The organism is Nocardiopsis deserti, from assembly GCF_008638355.1.
GTDB lineage: Bacteria > Actinomycetota > Actinomycetes > Streptosporangiales > Streptosporangiaceae > Nocardiopsis > Nocardiopsis alborubida.
Genome location: NZ_ML703350.1, coordinates 342,177 through 356,490 on the forward strand (window position 1 = coordinate 342,177; position 14,314 = coordinate 356,490).

14 protein-coding genes are annotated in these 14,314 nt (G+C 73.1%); 4 read left to right on the forward strand and 10 right to left on the reverse strand.

Annotated elements, in window-relative coordinates:
• The first annotated feature begins 304 nt into the window (after positions 1–304).
• Positions 305–2,203, forward strand: a complete 1,899-nt coding sequence (locus FYW99_RS08880; protein ID WP_223838875.1) for an ABC transporter ATP-binding protein — start codon at positions 305–307, stop codon at positions 2,201–2,203.
• Positions 2,204–2,339: 136 nt separating this feature from the next.
• On the opposite strand, the gene FYW99_RS08885 is transcribed toward FYW99_RS08880, so the two are convergent.
• Positions 2,340–3,230 carry an NAD(P)-dependent oxidoreductase gene (locus FYW99_RS08885; RefSeq protein WP_150251533.1) on the reverse strand — a complete coding sequence of 297 codons (891 nt, stop codon included), beginning with the start codon at positions 3,228–3,230 and terminating at the stop codon, positions 2,340–2,342.
• 177 nt (positions 3,231–3,407) lie between these two features.
• On the opposite strand from FYW99_RS08885, the gene FYW99_RS08890 reads away from it, so the two are divergent.
• Positions 3,408–3,737 carry a winged helix-turn-helix transcriptional regulator gene (locus FYW99_RS08890; protein ID WP_150251534.1) on the forward strand — a complete coding sequence of 110 codons (330 nt, stop codon included), beginning with the start codon at positions 3,408–3,410 and terminating at the stop codon, positions 3,735–3,737.
• Positions 3,738–3,907: 170 nt separating this feature from the next.
• On the opposite strand, the gene FYW99_RS08895 is transcribed toward FYW99_RS08890, so the two are convergent.
• From FYW99_RS08895 to FYW99_RS08910, 4 genes are all read right to left on the reverse strand, one after another.
• Positions 3,908–4,462, reverse strand: coding sequence for a sugar O-acetyltransferase (locus tag FYW99_RS08895; protein WP_150251535.1), 555 nt, complete (start codon positions 4,460–4,462; stop codon positions 3,908–3,910).
• A gap of 97 nt (positions 4,463–4,559) precedes the next feature.
• Positions 4,560–5,750, reverse strand: coding sequence for an acyltransferase family protein (locus FYW99_RS08900; RefSeq protein WP_150251536.1), 1,191 nt, complete (start codon positions 5,748–5,750; stop codon positions 4,560–4,562).
• 10 nt (positions 5,751–5,760) lie between these two features.
• Positions 5,761–6,402, reverse strand: coding sequence for a TetR/AcrR family transcriptional regulator (locus FYW99_RS08905; protein ID WP_150251537.1), 642 nt, complete (start codon positions 6,400–6,402; stop codon positions 5,761–5,763).
• Between the two features lie 96 nt (positions 6,403–6,498).
• Positions 6,499–6,876 (reverse strand): VOC family protein, encoded by a 378-nt coding sequence (locus tag FYW99_RS08910; RefSeq protein ID WP_150251538.1) that lies wholly within the window; start codon positions 6,874–6,876, stop codon positions 6,499–6,501.
• An 86-nt stretch (positions 6,877–6,962) separates the two neighbouring features.
• On the opposite strand from FYW99_RS08910, the gene FYW99_RS08915 reads away from it, so the two are divergent.
• Positions 6,963–7,313, forward strand: a complete 351-nt coding sequence (locus tag FYW99_RS08915; protein WP_150251539.1) for a type II toxin-antitoxin system HicB family antitoxin — start codon at positions 6,963–6,965, stop codon at positions 7,311–7,313.
• 70 nt (positions 7,314–7,383) lie between these two features.
• Here the strand turns inward: FYW99_RS08915 and FYW99_RS08920 are convergent, their stop codons facing one another.
• Both FYW99_RS08920 and FYW99_RS08925 read right to left on the reverse strand, forming a co-directional pair.
• Positions 7,384–7,845 carry a VOC family protein gene (locus tag FYW99_RS08920; protein ID WP_150251540.1) on the reverse strand — a complete coding sequence of 154 codons (462 nt, stop codon included), beginning with the start codon at positions 7,843–7,845 and terminating at the stop codon, positions 7,384–7,386.
• Positions 7,842–8,435, reverse strand: a complete 594-nt coding sequence (locus FYW99_RS08925) for a DinB family protein (RefSeq protein WP_150251541.1) — start codon at positions 8,433–8,435, stop codon at positions 7,842–7,844. Before FYW99_RS08925 ends, FYW99_RS08920 begins: the two co-directional genes overlap by 4 nt.
• Before the next feature lie 62 nt (positions 8,436–8,497).
• Here FYW99_RS08925 and FYW99_RS08930 point away from each other — a divergent pair, with 62 nt between their 5' ends.
• A complete protein-coding gene (locus FYW99_RS08930; protein WP_150251542.1) occupies positions 8,498–9,505 on the forward strand; it encodes a helix-turn-helix transcriptional regulator in 1,008 nt (335 codons plus the stop codon).
• A gap of 203 nt (positions 9,506–9,708) precedes the next feature.
• Here the strand turns inward: FYW99_RS08930 and FYW99_RS08935 are convergent, their stop codons facing one another.
• The 3 genes from FYW99_RS08935 to FYW99_RS08945 all read right to left on the reverse strand — a co-directional run bounded on the left by FYW99_RS08935 (position 9,709) and on the right by FYW99_RS08945 (position 14,298).
• A complete protein-coding gene (locus tag FYW99_RS08935) occupies positions 9,709–11,154 on the reverse strand; it encodes a DUF6297 family protein (protein WP_150251543.1) in 1,446 nt (481 codons plus the stop codon).
• Positions 11,155–11,210: 56 nt separating this feature from the next.
• Positions 11,211–11,828, reverse strand: a complete 618-nt coding sequence (locus FYW99_RS08940; protein WP_150251544.1) for an ABC transporter ATP-binding protein — start codon at positions 11,826–11,828, stop codon at positions 11,211–11,213.
• Positions 11,829–12,027: 199 nt separating this feature from the next.
• Positions 12,028–14,298 (reverse strand): ATP-binding cassette domain-containing protein, encoded by a 2,271-nt coding sequence (locus FYW99_RS08945; protein WP_150251545.1) that lies wholly within the window; start codon positions 14,296–14,298, stop codon positions 12,028–12,030.
• Positions 14,299–14,314: the final 16 nt, after the last annotated feature.

Consider the following 14,314-nt stretch of genomic DNA (forward strand, 5'->3'; position numbering starts at 1 on the left):
ACAGGCGTTGGCCGCGAGCGCCGCCTCCCCGCGCGGCGGCCCCGGGCGGTGGCGGGTGACGGGGGGAGGGTTCTGCGCCGCAGGTGTCCGTTGAGGGTGTACCACTTCCCCGCGCGGCGGCCCCGGGCGGTGGCGGGTGACGGGGGGAGGGTTCTGCGCCGCAGGTGTCCGTTGAGGGTGTACCACTTCCCCGCGCAGCGGCCTCCGGGCGGTGGCGGGTGACGGGTGGGCCGGGGTTTGACCTCAATATTTGTTGAGGTTCTACGGTTCATGACATCAACCCCGACAGAGCCGGTGGACGACCATGAGTATGGAAATGGCCGCGTGGAACTCCATGTACCACGCGATGCACGCCCGCGAGGACCAGCGCCCCTTCTCCCTGCCCGTCCTGCGCCGGATCGCCTCCTTCGCCCGGCCCCACTCGCGCCAGCTGGTCTGGTTCGTGGCCCTGAGCGTGGTCACCGCCGTCCTGACCGTGGCCTCCCCGCTCCTGGCCGGACGGGTCGTCACCACCATCACCGACGGCGGCCCGCTGGAACCCGTGCTGTTCCTGGCCGGGCTCATCGCCGCCGTCGCGGTCCTCGAAGCCGCCCTGGGGCTGGTGGTGCGCTGGCTCTCCTCCCGGGTCGGCGAGGGGCTCATCCTGGACCTGCGCACCACCGTCTACGACCACGTCCAGCGCATGCCGGTCGCCTTCTTCACCCGCACCCGCACCGGCGCCCTGGTCAGCCGCCTCAACAACGACGTCATCGGCGCCCAGCGCGCCTTCAGCGACGTGCTCTCCGGAGTGCTCAGCAACCTGGTCACCCTGGTCCTGGCCCTGGGCGTCATGCTCGCCCTGTCCTGGCAGATCACCCTGCTCGCACTCGTGCTGCTGCCGCTGTTCGTGGTGCCCGCCCGCCGCATGGGCGCGCGCCTGGCCAGGATCGAGCGCGAACGCACCGTCCACAACGCCGCCATGGGCACCCAGATGACCGAGCGCTTCTCCGCGCCCGGCGCCACCCTGGTCAAGCTCTTCGGCCGCCCCGAGGAGGAGTCGGCCGAGTTCGCCCGCCGCGCCGGACGGGTCCGCGACATCGGCGTGCGCACCGCGATGGTCCAGGAGGTCTTCTTCACCGCCCTGACCCTGGTCTCCGCGCTCGCCCTGGCCCTGGTCTACGGCCTGGGCGGGTTCTACGCCCTGACCGGCCGCCTGGACGCGGGCACCGTGGTGTCCATGGGCATGCTCCTCACCCGCCTGTACGCCCCGCTCACCTCCCTGGCCAGCGCCCGGGTGGAGGTGATGAGCGCCCTGGTCAGCTTCAGCCGGGTCTTCGAGATCCTGGACCTGCGGCCCCTGGTGGAGGAGCGGGAGGAGGCCCGCGAGGTCCCCGCGGGACCGGTGTCGGTGGAGTTCGACGACGTCTCCTTCGCCTACCCCTCCGCGGACAGGGTGTCGCTGGCCTCCCTGGAGGAGGTCGCCGTCCTGGACACCGCCGAGCAGCGCGAGGTCCTGCACGGAGTGTCCTTCCGGATCGAACCCGGGCAGACGGTCGCCCTGGTGGGCTCCTCCGGTGCGGGCAAGTCCACCATCGCCCAGCTGGCCCCGCGCCTGTACGACGTGGACTCCGGCGCCGTGCGCCTGGCGGGGACGGACGTGCGCGACCTGTCCTTCGCGTCGGTGCGCGCCACCCTGGGCATGGTCACCCAGGACGGGCACCTGTTCCACGAGACCGTGCGCGCCAACCTGTCGCTGGCCCGGCCGGAGGCCACGGAGGAGGAGCTGTGGGACGCGCTGCGCCGCGCCCGTCTGGACCGGCTCGTCGCCGCCCTGCCCGACGGGTTGGACACGGTGGTCGGCGAACGCGGGTACCGCTTCTCCGGCGGGGAGCGCCAGCGCCTGACCATCGCCCGCCTGCTGGTGGCCGGTCCCGAGGTGGTCATCCTCGACGAGGCCACCTCTGCTCTGGACTCCACCTCCGAGGCGGCGGTGCAGGCAGCCCTGGCCGAGGCCCTGGAGGGGCGGACCGCGCTGGTCATCGCCCACCGGCTCTCCACCGTGCGCGCCGCCGACGCCATCCTGGTCGTGGAGGCCGGGCGGATCGTGGAGCGCGGTACCCACGCCGAACTGCTGGCCCGGGGCGGCCGCTACGCCGAGCTGTACCGGACCCAGTTCGCCACGGACGACTCCGAGGCGGTTCCGGCCGGACAGGCGATGTCCTAGGGAAGCCGCGGGGAGGGCTCCGGTCGGAGCCCTCCCCGCACCCCGGGCGGGCGCCTCCCGAGAGGGGCCGCACCGCCGCCGCAGACCCCGTCCCCCGGTGGCGCCACGCCGGGGGACGGTTTTCCGTGCGCGCTGGTCAGGATGCCCGGGCGGGCTTCCTGAGTAGTTCGTACAGCGCCGCGACGCTCTGGTCGCGGCGGCCCTCGGCGACGGCCCGTTCGAGGAGGTCGTCCATCGGCGCGCGCCAGGAGGTGTCCACAACCCCCTCCTCCGCCATCTCCCGGTCGTGGGCGATCCCCTCGTGGAAGGTACCCACCGTGGAGATCGGGTCGGTGTAGTCGCCGCTGTCGATCTCCCGCGCGAAGTGGGGCAGGACGGAGGCGATCATCTCCAGCCACTTGCCGGAGTAGCGCACGAGGGTGCCCGCGTCGAGGCCGCGGTCCCGGACCAGCGCCGCGCCCTCAAAGAATCCGAGGAGCGCGGGCAGGAGGGTGGCGCCGACGGCCGTCTCGTACAGGGCGGCGAGGTCGGCTTCGTCGCCGAGGTGGACGGTGTCCCCGCCCAGGACCCGCAGGACCTGCCCGTACTCGTCGAACACGCTGCGGTCGCCGCCGTAGTACAGGAGGGTGTCCGGCAAGCCCACGGCCGTGGGCACGTTCTTGACCGCCCCGTCCAGGAAGCGGGCCCCTCGGCCGGTCGCCCACGCCTCCATGGCCAGCGCCCCGACCGGCGTGCCGGAGTTCAGGGTGACCAGCGCGCGGCCGCTCAGGGAGTCGGCCGCCGGCTCCAGCGCCTCCATCGTGGCTTCGTAGGTGCTCAGGCACGCGATGACCAGCGGACTTGCCGCGACCGCCTCCGCGACGGTCCGTCCGTGCACGGCTCCCTCGGCGACGAGGGGCGCGGCCTTGTCGGCGCTCCGGTTCCACACGGTCGTCGGGTGCCCGGCCCTGACGAACGCCCGGGTCAGCGCCGATCCCATCAGTCCCAGCCCGAGCACGGTCACCGCCGTGCGGTGTTCCTCCGCCATGCCGCTCTCCCCAGTTCTCGTCCTGCTGGATCCGTGTACGCGGGTTCCGGAGCGGTGTGCCCCCGGGCCCGCTCCCATGCTGGGGGCAGCGCATACTTTCCTACAAGTACCGATATTTTTGTCGGGTACTGATATCCGGGACGGGTACTTACTTTTGTGTCAGTGGAGGGAGCAGAGGTGTCCAAACGTGCCTACAGCTGCGGACTCGACGCGGCCGTCGACGTCATGGGAGGCAAGTGGAAGGGGCTGATCCTGTGGTGGTTGCAGGAGGGGCCGCTGCGCTTCGGGGAGCTGCGCCGCACGGTCGAGGGCATCAGCGAGAGGGTGCTGATCCTCCAGCTGCGGGAACTGGAGTCGCACGGTCTGGTGCACCGGGAGGTCCACCAGCAGGTTCCGCCCAAGGTGGAGTACTCCCTCACCGAGTTCGGCCGGTCGCTGCTTCCCGCCCTGAACGCGCTGGGCGCGTGGGGCGAGGACAACCTGGAGCGCCTCCAGGGCGGGGAGTGAGGGGCGGCCGCGCGGTCGCCCTCGGTAGCGCCACGCCGGGGGACGGTTTTCCGTACGCGCTGGTCAGGATGCCCGGGCGGGCTTCCCGACCAGCTCGTACAGTGCCTCGGCGCTCTGGTCGCGGCGGCCCTCGGCGACGGCCCGGGACCGCCCCTGCGACCGGAGGGTGGTCAGATGTGGCGCACCACGCGGGCCGGGTTGCCGACGGCCACCACGTTGGCGGGCAGGTCGCGCACGACCACCGCTCCGGCACCCACCACGGTGTTCTCCCCGATCGTCACGCCCGGGCAGACGATGACCCCGCCGCCCAGCCACACGTTGTCGCCGATGGTGATCGGCTCGGCCGCCTCCCACTTGTCGCGCCGCTGCTGGGGGTCCACGGGGTGGGTGGGGGTGAGCAGTTGCACGTTCGGGCCGATCTGCACGTCCGCGCCGATACTGATCGGGGCCACGTCCAGCATCACCGCGCCGCAGTTGACGAACGTGCGCGCGCCGATGCTGATCATGGAGCCGTAGTCCACCCGCAGCGGCGGCCGGACCCAGGCGTCCTCACCGAGTTCGCCCACCAGGTCGGCCAGGAGCTTCCGGCGGGCCGGGTCGTCGACGGAGGCGTTGTTGAACGCCTCCGCGCGCCTCTCCGCCCGGACGAGGTCGGCCTGGAGGTCGGGGTCGTCCGCCTGGTAGAGCTCACCGGCGAGCATGCGTTCCTTCTGGCTGGTCACCACGGTCCCTTCGTGTCGGTTGCGCTCCGACCCTAGCCCGGCGCGCACGGGGGTCGGGGCCCGTCTCCGGCTTTCGCGGAGGCGGGCCCCGACCGGTCCCTCAGAGGATCCGCCGGCCCCCGGGAAGCGCCCGGACCGCCGCGGCCAGCGCCCAGCAGGCCGGAACCGCGAGCGCCCCCACGCCGAGGAACTTCACGAGCGCGCTGGCCTCCCAGCCGCTCAGGGCCACGCCCAGTCCCACCAGCACCAGCGGGTGCAGGACGTACACGGCGAAGGCGTTGTCGGACAGCCAGCGCGTGAGGCGGGTGCTCCCGCTCGCGAAGCGCCGGAAGCCCACCAGAAGCGTGAGCACCGCGCCCGCAGCCAGGACCGACTCGGCCGTGACCTGCGCCAGCGCCTGCCACGTGCCCGGGACCTGCGCGGCCTCGCCCAGCAGAACAGTGACCGCTGCCCCCGCCACCAGGCCCGCCAGGGCCAGGGCCGTGCCCCACCATCCGGCGGCGCCGGGCAGCCGGGTCAGCCCGTTGCCCCGGTAGGCCAGCACGCCCAGGACGAACAGGGTGACGTACTGGGGCAGGTAGCCGGGGCTGGGCAGGCCCACGACCGGCCAGTACGGGGCCGGGGCCAGGTAGCGCCAGGCGAAGGTGACCAGGGCCAGGCCCAGGGTGAGGGCCGCGACGGGCACCGCCCAGCGCAGCGGAGCGGTGTCGGCGGGGCGCGCGGGGGGCTCGACCACCGCGCCCGTCTGCCGGACGCGGCGCTCGCGCAGGCTCCGCACGGCCACGTAGGCCAGGGTCACGACCAGCAGGACCTCCACGAACCACATGGGACCGGGATCGTAGGTCACGACCAGGAACAGCCAGAACGGCAGTTCGCCGCCCTCGGCCGCGAACATCTCGACGGCGGGCGCGTAGTTGGGGATCATCACGAACGGGCGGACCAGCAGCACGAACAGCAGGAAGGGCGCGCCCAGGCGCACCAGGCGCTCGCGGACCAGCCCGCGCCCGCCCCGGCGGTCGGCCGCCCCCGGCACGAAGTAGCCCGCGAGCAGGAAGAACAGCCCCATGAAGTAGGTCTGGTTGAGGAAGACGAACAGGTCGAGCAGGCCGCCGGAGGGGTCCTGGGCCGGTTCGAGGTAGAACCACACCGGGATGTTGCCGTAGGTGAGCGCGACGTGGTGCAGCACGACCAGTACGGTCAGCGCGACCCGCAGGTTGTCGACGTGGTGCAGGCGCCCGCGCGCGGGTGGCGCGGGGTCCGGGAGAAGCGGTGGGCTGGCGTGCTGCGTCATGGTGTCCTCGTCAGTCGTTCGGGGGTGGTGGGCGGTCGGCGCGGGTGGCGCGCACGAGCAGTTCGCCCAGCTCGTGGGCGTGCGCCATGAGGTCGTGGCCGGGGTGGGCGCTCCAGTAGGCGAACATCGCGTCGATCGCCGTCTGCTGGGTCACCGCCATCACCCGCACGTCGAAGTCGCGGAACTCGCCGCTCTCCTGGCCGGACCGGTACAGGCCCTCCAGGGACTCGTAGAGGACGTCGGCCTCCGACGCCCCGTAGCGCGGGGTGCCGTCCGCCTTGCGCGCGTGGGTGAAGATCTGCGCCAGCGTGGCCATGCGCTCGGGATGGGACAGCGCGTACTCGGCCACACCGCGCACGTGGGCGCGCAGCATGTCGGCGGCGTTGGTCTGCTCCAGAATGCCGGGGAAGACGGACTCGGCGATCTCGGTGTAAACGTCGGTCACCACCTGGTCCATCAGCTCGTCCTTTCCGGCGAAGTGGTAGGAGATCACGCCCTTGCTGATCCCGGCCGTGCGCGCGATCCGCGCCAGGGAGGCGTTGGGGTAACCCGCCTCGGCGATGGTCTCGACCGCCGCCGCGGTGATCTGCGCCCTGCGGGCCTCCTCGATGAAGGACCGCTTCTGTCCACCTGGTTCATTTTTTGACCGCATGGCCAGAATCTAGCACGCACGGCCAGGAAGCTATCGGGGATGTCCCTGACCCGGCCCCGGACCGCCACCCACGCGTCCCGGGGCCGACCCCTGTCCTCAGCCGTGCATGACGTCGAACTCGTTGCCCTCGGGGTCGGTCAGCGTCGTCCACTCCGGGTGCCGGGCCAGGACCCTCGCCCCCAGGGCGACGAGCCGCTCCACCTCGGCCGCGTCCCCCACGAGGTCCAGGTGGAGGCGGTTCTTGGCCTCCTTGGGCTCGGGGACCAGGGTGAGGAACAGTCTCGGAGCGCCGGGCGGCCCCTCCACCAGAACTGAGGGGTCCCCCTCGGGGCCGGGCACACCCATGGCCGCGAGGCGTGCCAACTCCTCCTCGTCGTAGGGGGCCACCGCGTAGCCGTCCAGGGCCGCGGCCCAGAAGCGGGCCAGTGAGGCGGGGTGTCGGCAGTCGAACACGATGTCGCGCAGCTGTGCCATGGCAGGGAGGGTAGGCCGTCCGGCGGTACGGTTCACAGACCTGGAACGCGTGCGAGCGACACACTGGGAGAGCAGGAGGGGCGACCGTGAACGTCGCAGACCACTACGCCTACCGAGTCCGCTGGTCGGCCGAGGACGAGTGCCACGTCGGTACCGTCGCCGAACTACCGTCACTGTCCTGGCTCGCACCCGGACGGAACGAGGCCTTCGAGGGCATTCAGCGGCTGACCCTGGAGGTCGTCGAGGACATGCTCTCCTCGGACGGGGAGGAGCCGCCGAGGGCGATCGCGGACCGGCCGTACTCGGGCGGGTTCGTGGTCCGGGTCCCGCCCGAGCTGCACCGCCAGCTCGCCCTCGAAGCGGCCGAACAGCACGTGTCCCTCAACCGGCTCGCCGCCGCGCGCCTCGGGGACCCCTCCCGAGCGGCGTGCGGATAGCACCGCGGGGACACACAAGGGTGCCCGCGTCCCCAGGGGACACGGGCACCGCGACCACGACCGGAGGGCCTCAGTCCAGGCAGAACTCGTTGCCCTCGGGGTCGGCCATCACGATGAAGCCGGTCTCCATCGGCGGCTCGGGCTCGTGGCGGCGCACCCGGGACGCCCCCAGCGCCAGAAGCCGCGCGCACTCGGCCTCCAGCGCCGCCATCCGCTCCTCCCCCAGCAGCCCGGGGGCCGCGCGGACGTCGAGGTGGAGGCGGTTCTTGGTGACCTTGTCCTCCGGTACCTGTTGGAAGAACAGCCGAGGGCCGCGCCCCTCGGGGTCCTCGATGGCCGACCTCGTGTTGCGCTGGTCCTCCGGTACGCCCACCTGCTCCAGGAAGGCGTCCCACGCGGCCAGCGGATCGGCGCCCTCGGGCAGCTCGACGCCGGGCGGCCCGGGGTGGACGTAACCCAGCACGTCGCGCCAGAAGGAGGACAGTGCTCGGGGGTCGTGCGCATCGAAGGTGATCTGGACGTCGAGGCTCATCGGTTCGCTCCGTTCGCGGCTGCCGCCGTGTGCAGGTAGAGGTCGCGCAGCAGGCAGACCTCGGACAGATGATGGATCAGCTCGCGGTGGATGTGCAGCACCAGGTCCGCCATGGGCGCCTCGGGGTAGGGCTCCTTGTCGCCGACCGGGGTCCGCAGCGCGGCCGCGTCCAGGCCCCGCACCCCGGCCAGCCAGACGTCGACCTGGGCTTCGAGCTGGTCGAGCGCGGCGGCCGCGCTGCCCGCGTACTCCCACGTCTCGTACGAGGCCGCCGGTGCGCCGAAGTGCGACGCGTTGCGCATGGCGAGCACGCCGACGATGACGTGGCCGAGCCGCCAGGCGATCGTGGTGAAGGGCGCGGGGTCAGGCTCCGGGAAGGCGAAGTCGATCGTGAAGTCCCCCGAGCCGCCCTGCACGGGCGCCGTCGCGCTGCCGCGCGGCCGCACGTTCCAGGAGCGGGAGTCCGGTACCGGCGACCAGAAGTACTCGTCGTCGGTGAGGCCCTCGAAGCGGGGCCGGATGTGGTGGTTCCAGTGGAACTCCCACTGCTCGCGCAGGGTCTGGTTCCAGTCGGGTTCTGCTGTGCTCATGGGGCAACCCTGGCACCTCTGGCGGACAGGATCGGTCCGCTATCTCTGACAGGGTGGAACGCATGGACACGGCAGGCGGCGACGAACGCGGTACGACGGAACGGGTACTCACGTTGCTCGGGCTGTTGCAGCGGCGCCGGGTCTGGACCGGCCCCGAACTCGCCGACCGGCTCGGGGTCACGCCGCGCACGGTACGGCGCGACGTCGACCGGCTGCGCGCGCTCGGCTATCCGGTGCACGCCAGTCAGGGGGTCGGCGGCGGCTACCAGCTCGGTCCGGGTAAGGACCTGCCGCCGCTGCTCCTGGACGACGAGGAGGCGATCGCCACCGTGGTCTCGCTGCTCGCCGGAGCGGGCGGTGCGGACGGGGTGGACGGCGGCACGGGCGACGCCGCGCTGCGGGCGCTGACCAAGCTCGACCGCGTGCTGCCCACCCGGTTGCGTGACGAGGTGCGTGCGCTCTCCGGCTCGGTGGAGTCCTTCGGCTCGGGCCGCACGCCGGTCGACCCCGAGGTGCTCATGACGCTGGCCAGGGCCTGCCGCGACGAGGTCGAGGCCGGTTTCGACTACCCGTCCAGGAGCGGGGTGCGACGGCGGCGGGTCGAGCCCCACCGCCTGGTCGCCTCCGAACGGCGTTGGTACCTGCTCGCCTTCGACCTGGACCGCGACGACTGGCGCAGCTTCCGCGTCGACCGGATGAGCGGTGTGGTCGCACGGACCTGGCGCTTCCACCCCCGCGCGGCCCCCGACGCGGCGGCGTACGTGCAGGAGGGCGTGGCCAGCCGGGTCTACCCGCGCCAGGCGCGCTTCCTCGTGCACGCGTCGGCCGAGACGGTACGTACGCAGATCCCCGCGTCGGCGGCGGTCGTGCGGGGGCGGGGCAGAGTGCGCTGCGAGGTGCTCAGCGGCGCCCACGACCTCGACTTCGTGCTCATGCACGTGCTCCTGCTGGGACACGACTTCGAGGTGCTCGACCCGCCGGAACTGGCGAGGCGCTGTCACGTGCTGGCGCGAAGACTGCTGTCGGCCGGTGCGGCGGCCCCCGCCGAGGCGGACAGGGAGGAACCCTGAGAGGTCGCCCGTGAGAGGAACGGCCGTGCCCCGGTTCCTGCAGCCCGGCTGCGTCCCCCGCCCGCGGGCGGGCGCCCCGGACCCGCGTTCCCACGCGCCCCTCAGAACGGCGACCAGGCCGCCCGCGCCCCGGACCCGCGTCTTCCCCGCGTCTGGGGCCGCGCGTCGGCAGGAACGCGCCCGTTCTTCTCCGGTGCGCGTCCCTACCCGCGCCTCGGCGCCGCGCAGTAGGCCGCCAGCACCGCCGCGCCCCACACCCCCTGCGCCGTGAGCAGCGGCCCGGTCACCCCGGTGGCGAACGCCAACAGCGCGGGCAGGCATCCGAGCACGGCGACGTCGGCGCCGGTCAGCGCCCACACCACCGGCCCCAGCGGCACCGGGCCCAGGGGCGTGTCCACGACGGGCATCGTGTGCTCGACGGGGCGACGCCGCGCCAGCCGCAGAGCCCCCGCCGCCAGCGCCGGAGCGCACAGCAACCCCAGCGGCCACAAGAGTTCTCCGAAGCCCGCGAGGCCCAGCCCGGCCAGCGCGAGGGTCAGCCACAGGCCGCCGAGCAGGGCGGGCAGCACCGCCCGTGCCGCCATGAGCGCGCGCGGACCGGTGCCCAGCAACCGTGCCAGCGCCGCGTCCCCGGCGTCCCGGCGCGCCCCCGCGGTGCCCGTCGCGGCGACCGCCAACGCGCCCACGGCGAGCACGACCAGCGCCCCCGCCGCCCCGGTTCCCGCCCGCGCGGCCAGCACGGGCAGGACGGTCGCCGCCGCCACCAGCGCCAGGAGCCCCGGCCGTCGCGCCAGCCGCCGCCAGTCCAGCCAGGCCACCGCGGCCGCCCCGCGCAGCCGCGACGGCCACGCGCGCGAGCGCAGCACGCGTGAGCGCCAGTGCGCGTCCTCGGCGATCCAGGACAGCGAACCCGGGTCCATGACGAGGAGCGCGCCCGCCGCGAGTTCCGCCCGGGACGAGGCCTCCAGGACCGCGCGGGCCGGGATGCGCGCCAGGGCTCGCCAGGCCCGCCACGCCAGAGCGGCGGCCACCGCGGCCGACGCGGACGCCGCCGCGACCCACGCCGACACGGGAGCCGACGCGATGCCCACGAGCACCCCCCGCCCCGGGCCCGCACCCATCACCGCCACGGCGGCCGCCGCGACCACGAGGGCGACGAGCAACGCGACCAACCGATCGTCCCAGGGCTGTGCCGCCTGCGCCAGCACGGCCGTCGCCGTCCCTCCCAGCGTCCACGTCACACCCAGCACCACGGCCGCCAACAGCCGGAGCGCCAGCGCGTCGGGGGCGCCGAGCGCACTCAGCAGCGCCAGGCCGAGAACCGCGCCGACAGCGGAGCACACCAGGGCCAGGGCCAACAGTGCGGGGGCCAGTACGCCGCGGCGCGGCAGCGGCGAGAGCACCAGCCACGCCGCGTCCGCCGCCGACACCGCCACCGGCCCGGCCGTGCGCGCGAGTGTCAGGGAGGCCGCCAGCAGCAGCGCGACCAGTGCCAGGCCCGCACCCGCCCGCGCCGGGTCGACCTCGCTGGGCATGGCGGAGACCGCGCGGCCGATCACCGGGGACACCGTCACCACCAGCAGCCCCAGGGCCAGCAGGATGACGTAGCGGTCGGACCAGCTGCGGTGTCGACGGTTCCGCGCCCGCACGAACGCCCGGACCTGTGCCGCCCCCACCCGAGTCGCTCCCGCCTGGGCCGCCCCGTTCACGCGGCGGCCTCCAGGGCGACGTGGCGGGCGTCCTCGGCGAACCGCGGGTCGTGCGTCACCATCACCACCGTGCCGCCGTCCGCGGCGTACCCGGCGAGCAGCCCCGCGAGCCGTCCCCGGAAGGCGGCGTCGAGCCCGCGTTCGGGCTCGTCCAGCAGAAGCAACCGGCTCGGCCGCAGCAGCGCCATGGCCAGGGACAGCCGCTGGCGCTGCCCGGTCGACAGCGAGGACGGGGCCCGGTCCGCGCAGCCGGACAGCTCGAACAGCTCCACGGCCGCCGCCGTCTCCAGCCGTCCGGGACCGTGCACGGCGCGCATCAGCTCCAGGTGCTCCCGCACGGTCAGTCCCGGGTACCAGGTGGGCTCGTCGCCGACCAGGGCGACCTCGCGCCAGAACTCCGGTTCGTCCACGGGCGGGCGGCCCAGAACGCTGACGTCGCCCGCGGTCCGCTGGAGCCCCGCGAGGCAGCGCAGCAGGGTGGTCTTGCCGACGCCGTTGGCGCCGAGCACCGCGACCACCTCCCCGGGCGCGACCGTGAGGTCGACTCCGCGCAGGACCGGGACGCCGCCCAGTTCCACGTCCACGTCACGGGCCATGATGATCGGTTCGCTCACCGGCTCAGCCTAGGGCCTGGGGCCGTCCGTCCCGCAGGGGACCTCCGTGTCCGGTCGCCGGGACGGAGGGCACGGTACGCCCGTCCCGGCACAGTTTCGTGCCGGGACGGGCGCTGGGACGGCGCGCGGCCGCCCCGCCGCACGCGACGGCACCCGCGCGCGTGCCCGTCGACGCTCAGGCCCTCCTGGGGCACATCGGTCAGTGCCCCAGGTAGGCCCGCAGGTGGCGGGCGGTGAGGGTGTCGCCCTCCGCCACCAGCTGGGCGGGGCTGCCCTCGAACACGACCCGGCCGCCGTCGTGCCCGGCACCCGGCCCCAGGTCGATGACGTGGTCGGCGTGCGCCATCACCGCCTGGTGGTGCTCGATCACCACCACCGTGTTGCCGTCGTCCACCAACCGGTCCAGCAGCGCCAGCAGCCGGTCCACGTCGGCCAGGTGCAGGCCGGTGGTCGGCTCGTCCATCACGTACACCGCCCCGTCGCGGGCCATGTTGATCGCCAGCTTCAGGCGCTGGCGCTCACCGCCGGACAGGGTGGTCAGCGGCTGGCCCAGCCCCAGGTAGCCCAGGCCCACGTCGTGCAGCCGGTCCAGGATGGTGCGGGCGTTGCCGCCGGGGAAGAACTCCCGCGCCTCCACCACCGACATCGCCAGCACCTCGCTGATGTCCTTGCCGCGCAGCTTGTGCGTGAGCACCTCGGCCCGGAAGCGCTTGCCCTCGCAGTGCTCGCAGGGCGAGGAGACCCCGGCCATCATCGCCAGGTCGGTGTAGATGACCCCGGCGCCCTTGCACTCGGGGCAGGCGCCCTCGGAGTTGGCGCTGAACAACGACGCCTTGACGTCGTTGGCACGGGCGAAGGCGGTGCGGATCGGGTCCAGCAGCCCGGTGTAGGTGGCCGGGTTGGAGCGCCGCGAACCCTTGATCGCCGACTGGTCGACCACCACCACGCCCTCGCGTCCGGGCAGGGCGCCGTGGATGAGCGAGCTCTTGCCCGAACCCGCCACGCCGGTGACCACCGTGAGCACCCCGGTCGGGATGTCCACGCTGACGTCCTTGAGGTTGTGCGAGTTCGCGCCGGTGATGGAGATGTGTCCCCGGGGCGCGCGCACCCGCTCGCGCAGGGTGGCCCGGTGGTCCAGGTGCTCACCGGTGAGCGTGCCCGAGGCCCGCAGTCCGGCCACGTCCCCGGTGTAGGTGACGCGCCCGCCCGAGGGCCCGGCGCCGGGCCCCAGGTCCACGACGTGGTCGGCGATGGCGATCGTCTCGGGCTTGTGCTCGACCACCAGCACCGTGTTGCCCTTGTCGCGCAGGCTCAGCAGCAGGTTGTTCATCCGCTCGATGTCGTGCGGGTGCAGGCCCACGGTCGGCTCGTCGAAGACGTAGGTCACGTCGCTGAGGCTGGAGCCCAGGTGGCGCACCATCTTGACCCGCTGCGCCTCCCCGCCCGAGAGCGTGCCCGACTCCCGGTCCAGGCTCAGGTAGCCCAGCCCCACCTGCACCAGGGACTCCAGGGTGTGACCGAGGTTGTCCAGCAGGGGCTTGACCGAGGGCTCGTCCAGGGAGCGCACGAACCCGGCCAGCTCGTCGACCTGCATGGCCGAGCACTCGGTGATGGTGCGCCCGGCGACCCTGACCGCCCGGGCCCGGGCGTTGAGGCGGGCGCCACCGCATTCGGGGCAGGTGGAGAAGGTCACCGCGCGGTCGGCGAAGGCGCGTACGGCCGTCTGCATCTTCTCGCGGTCCTTGGCCAGGTAGGTGCGCCTGATCTTGGGGACCAGCCCCTCGTAGGAGAAGGAGTTGGTGCCCACCTTGACCTTGGTGACGGGCAGGTGCAGCAGGGTGTGCCACTCCTGGTCGGTGTAGTCGGCGACCTTCTTGTCGGCGTCCAGCAGGCCCGAGTTGACGAACACCTGCCAGTACCAGCTGCCCACCCCGTAACCGGGGACGGTGATCGCGCCGTCGTTCAGGGACAGGTCGCGGTCGACGAGTTCGTCCACGTCGATCTGGTTGGTGCGCCCCAGGCCCTCGCACTCACCGCACATGCCCTCGGAGTTGTTGAAGCTGAAGGCGCTGGAGGGCTCCAGACGCGGGGTGCCGACCCGGCTGAAGACGATCCGCAGCATGGCGGCGGCGTCGGTGGCCGTGCCGACGGTGGAGCGGGAGTTGGCGCCCATCCGCTCCTGGTCGACGATGATCGCCGCGCTGAGGTTGCGCAGGCTGTCCACGTCGGGCCGCCCCAGGCTGGGCATGAACGACTGCACGAAGGTTGTGTACGTTTCGTTGATCAGGCGCTGGGACTCGGCGGCGATGGTTCCGAAGACCAGGGAGGACTTGCCCGAGCCGGACAGGCCGGTGAAGACGCTCAGTCTCCGCTTGGGGATGTCCACCGAGACGTCGGCGAGGTTGTTCTCCCGGGCTCCTCGGACCTGGATGGTGTCGTGGGTGTCCGCTGCGGTGGGGTGGGAAGACACACTGCTCCTCAGGAGT

Bases quoted from the DNA above. Each gene is read 5' to 3' on its own strand.
- FYW99_RS08905 (WP_150251537.1), bottom strand. From the start codon at position 6,402: ATGCGGTCAAAAAATGAACCAGGTGGACAGAAGCGGTCCTTCATCGAG.
- FYW99_RS08900 (WP_150251536.1), bottom strand. From the start codon at position 5,750: ATGACGCAGCACGCCAGCCCACCGCTTCTCCCGGACCCCGCGCCACCC.
- FYW99_RS08910 (WP_150251538.1), bottom strand. From the start codon at position 6,876: ATGGCACAGCTGCGCGACATCGTGTTCGACTGCCGACACCCCGCCTCA.
- FYW99_RS08920 (WP_150251540.1), bottom strand. From the start codon at position 7,845: ATGAGCCTCGACGTCCAGATCACCTTCGATGCGCACGACCCCCGAGCA.
- FYW99_RS08880 (WP_223838875.1), top strand. From the start codon at position 305: ATGAGTATGGAAATGGCCGCGTGGAACTCCATGTACCACGCGATGCAC.
- FYW99_RS08930 (WP_150251542.1), top strand. From the start codon at position 8,498: ATGGACACGGCAGGCGGCGACGAACGCGGTACGACGGAACGGGTACTC.
- FYW99_RS08925 (WP_150251541.1), bottom strand. From the start codon at position 8,435: ATGAGCACAGCAGAACCCGACTGGAACCAGACCCTGCGCGAGCAGTGG.
- FYW99_RS08885 (WP_150251533.1), bottom strand. From the start codon at position 3,230: ATGGCGGAGGAACACCGCACGGCGGTGACCGTGCTCGGGCTGGGACTG.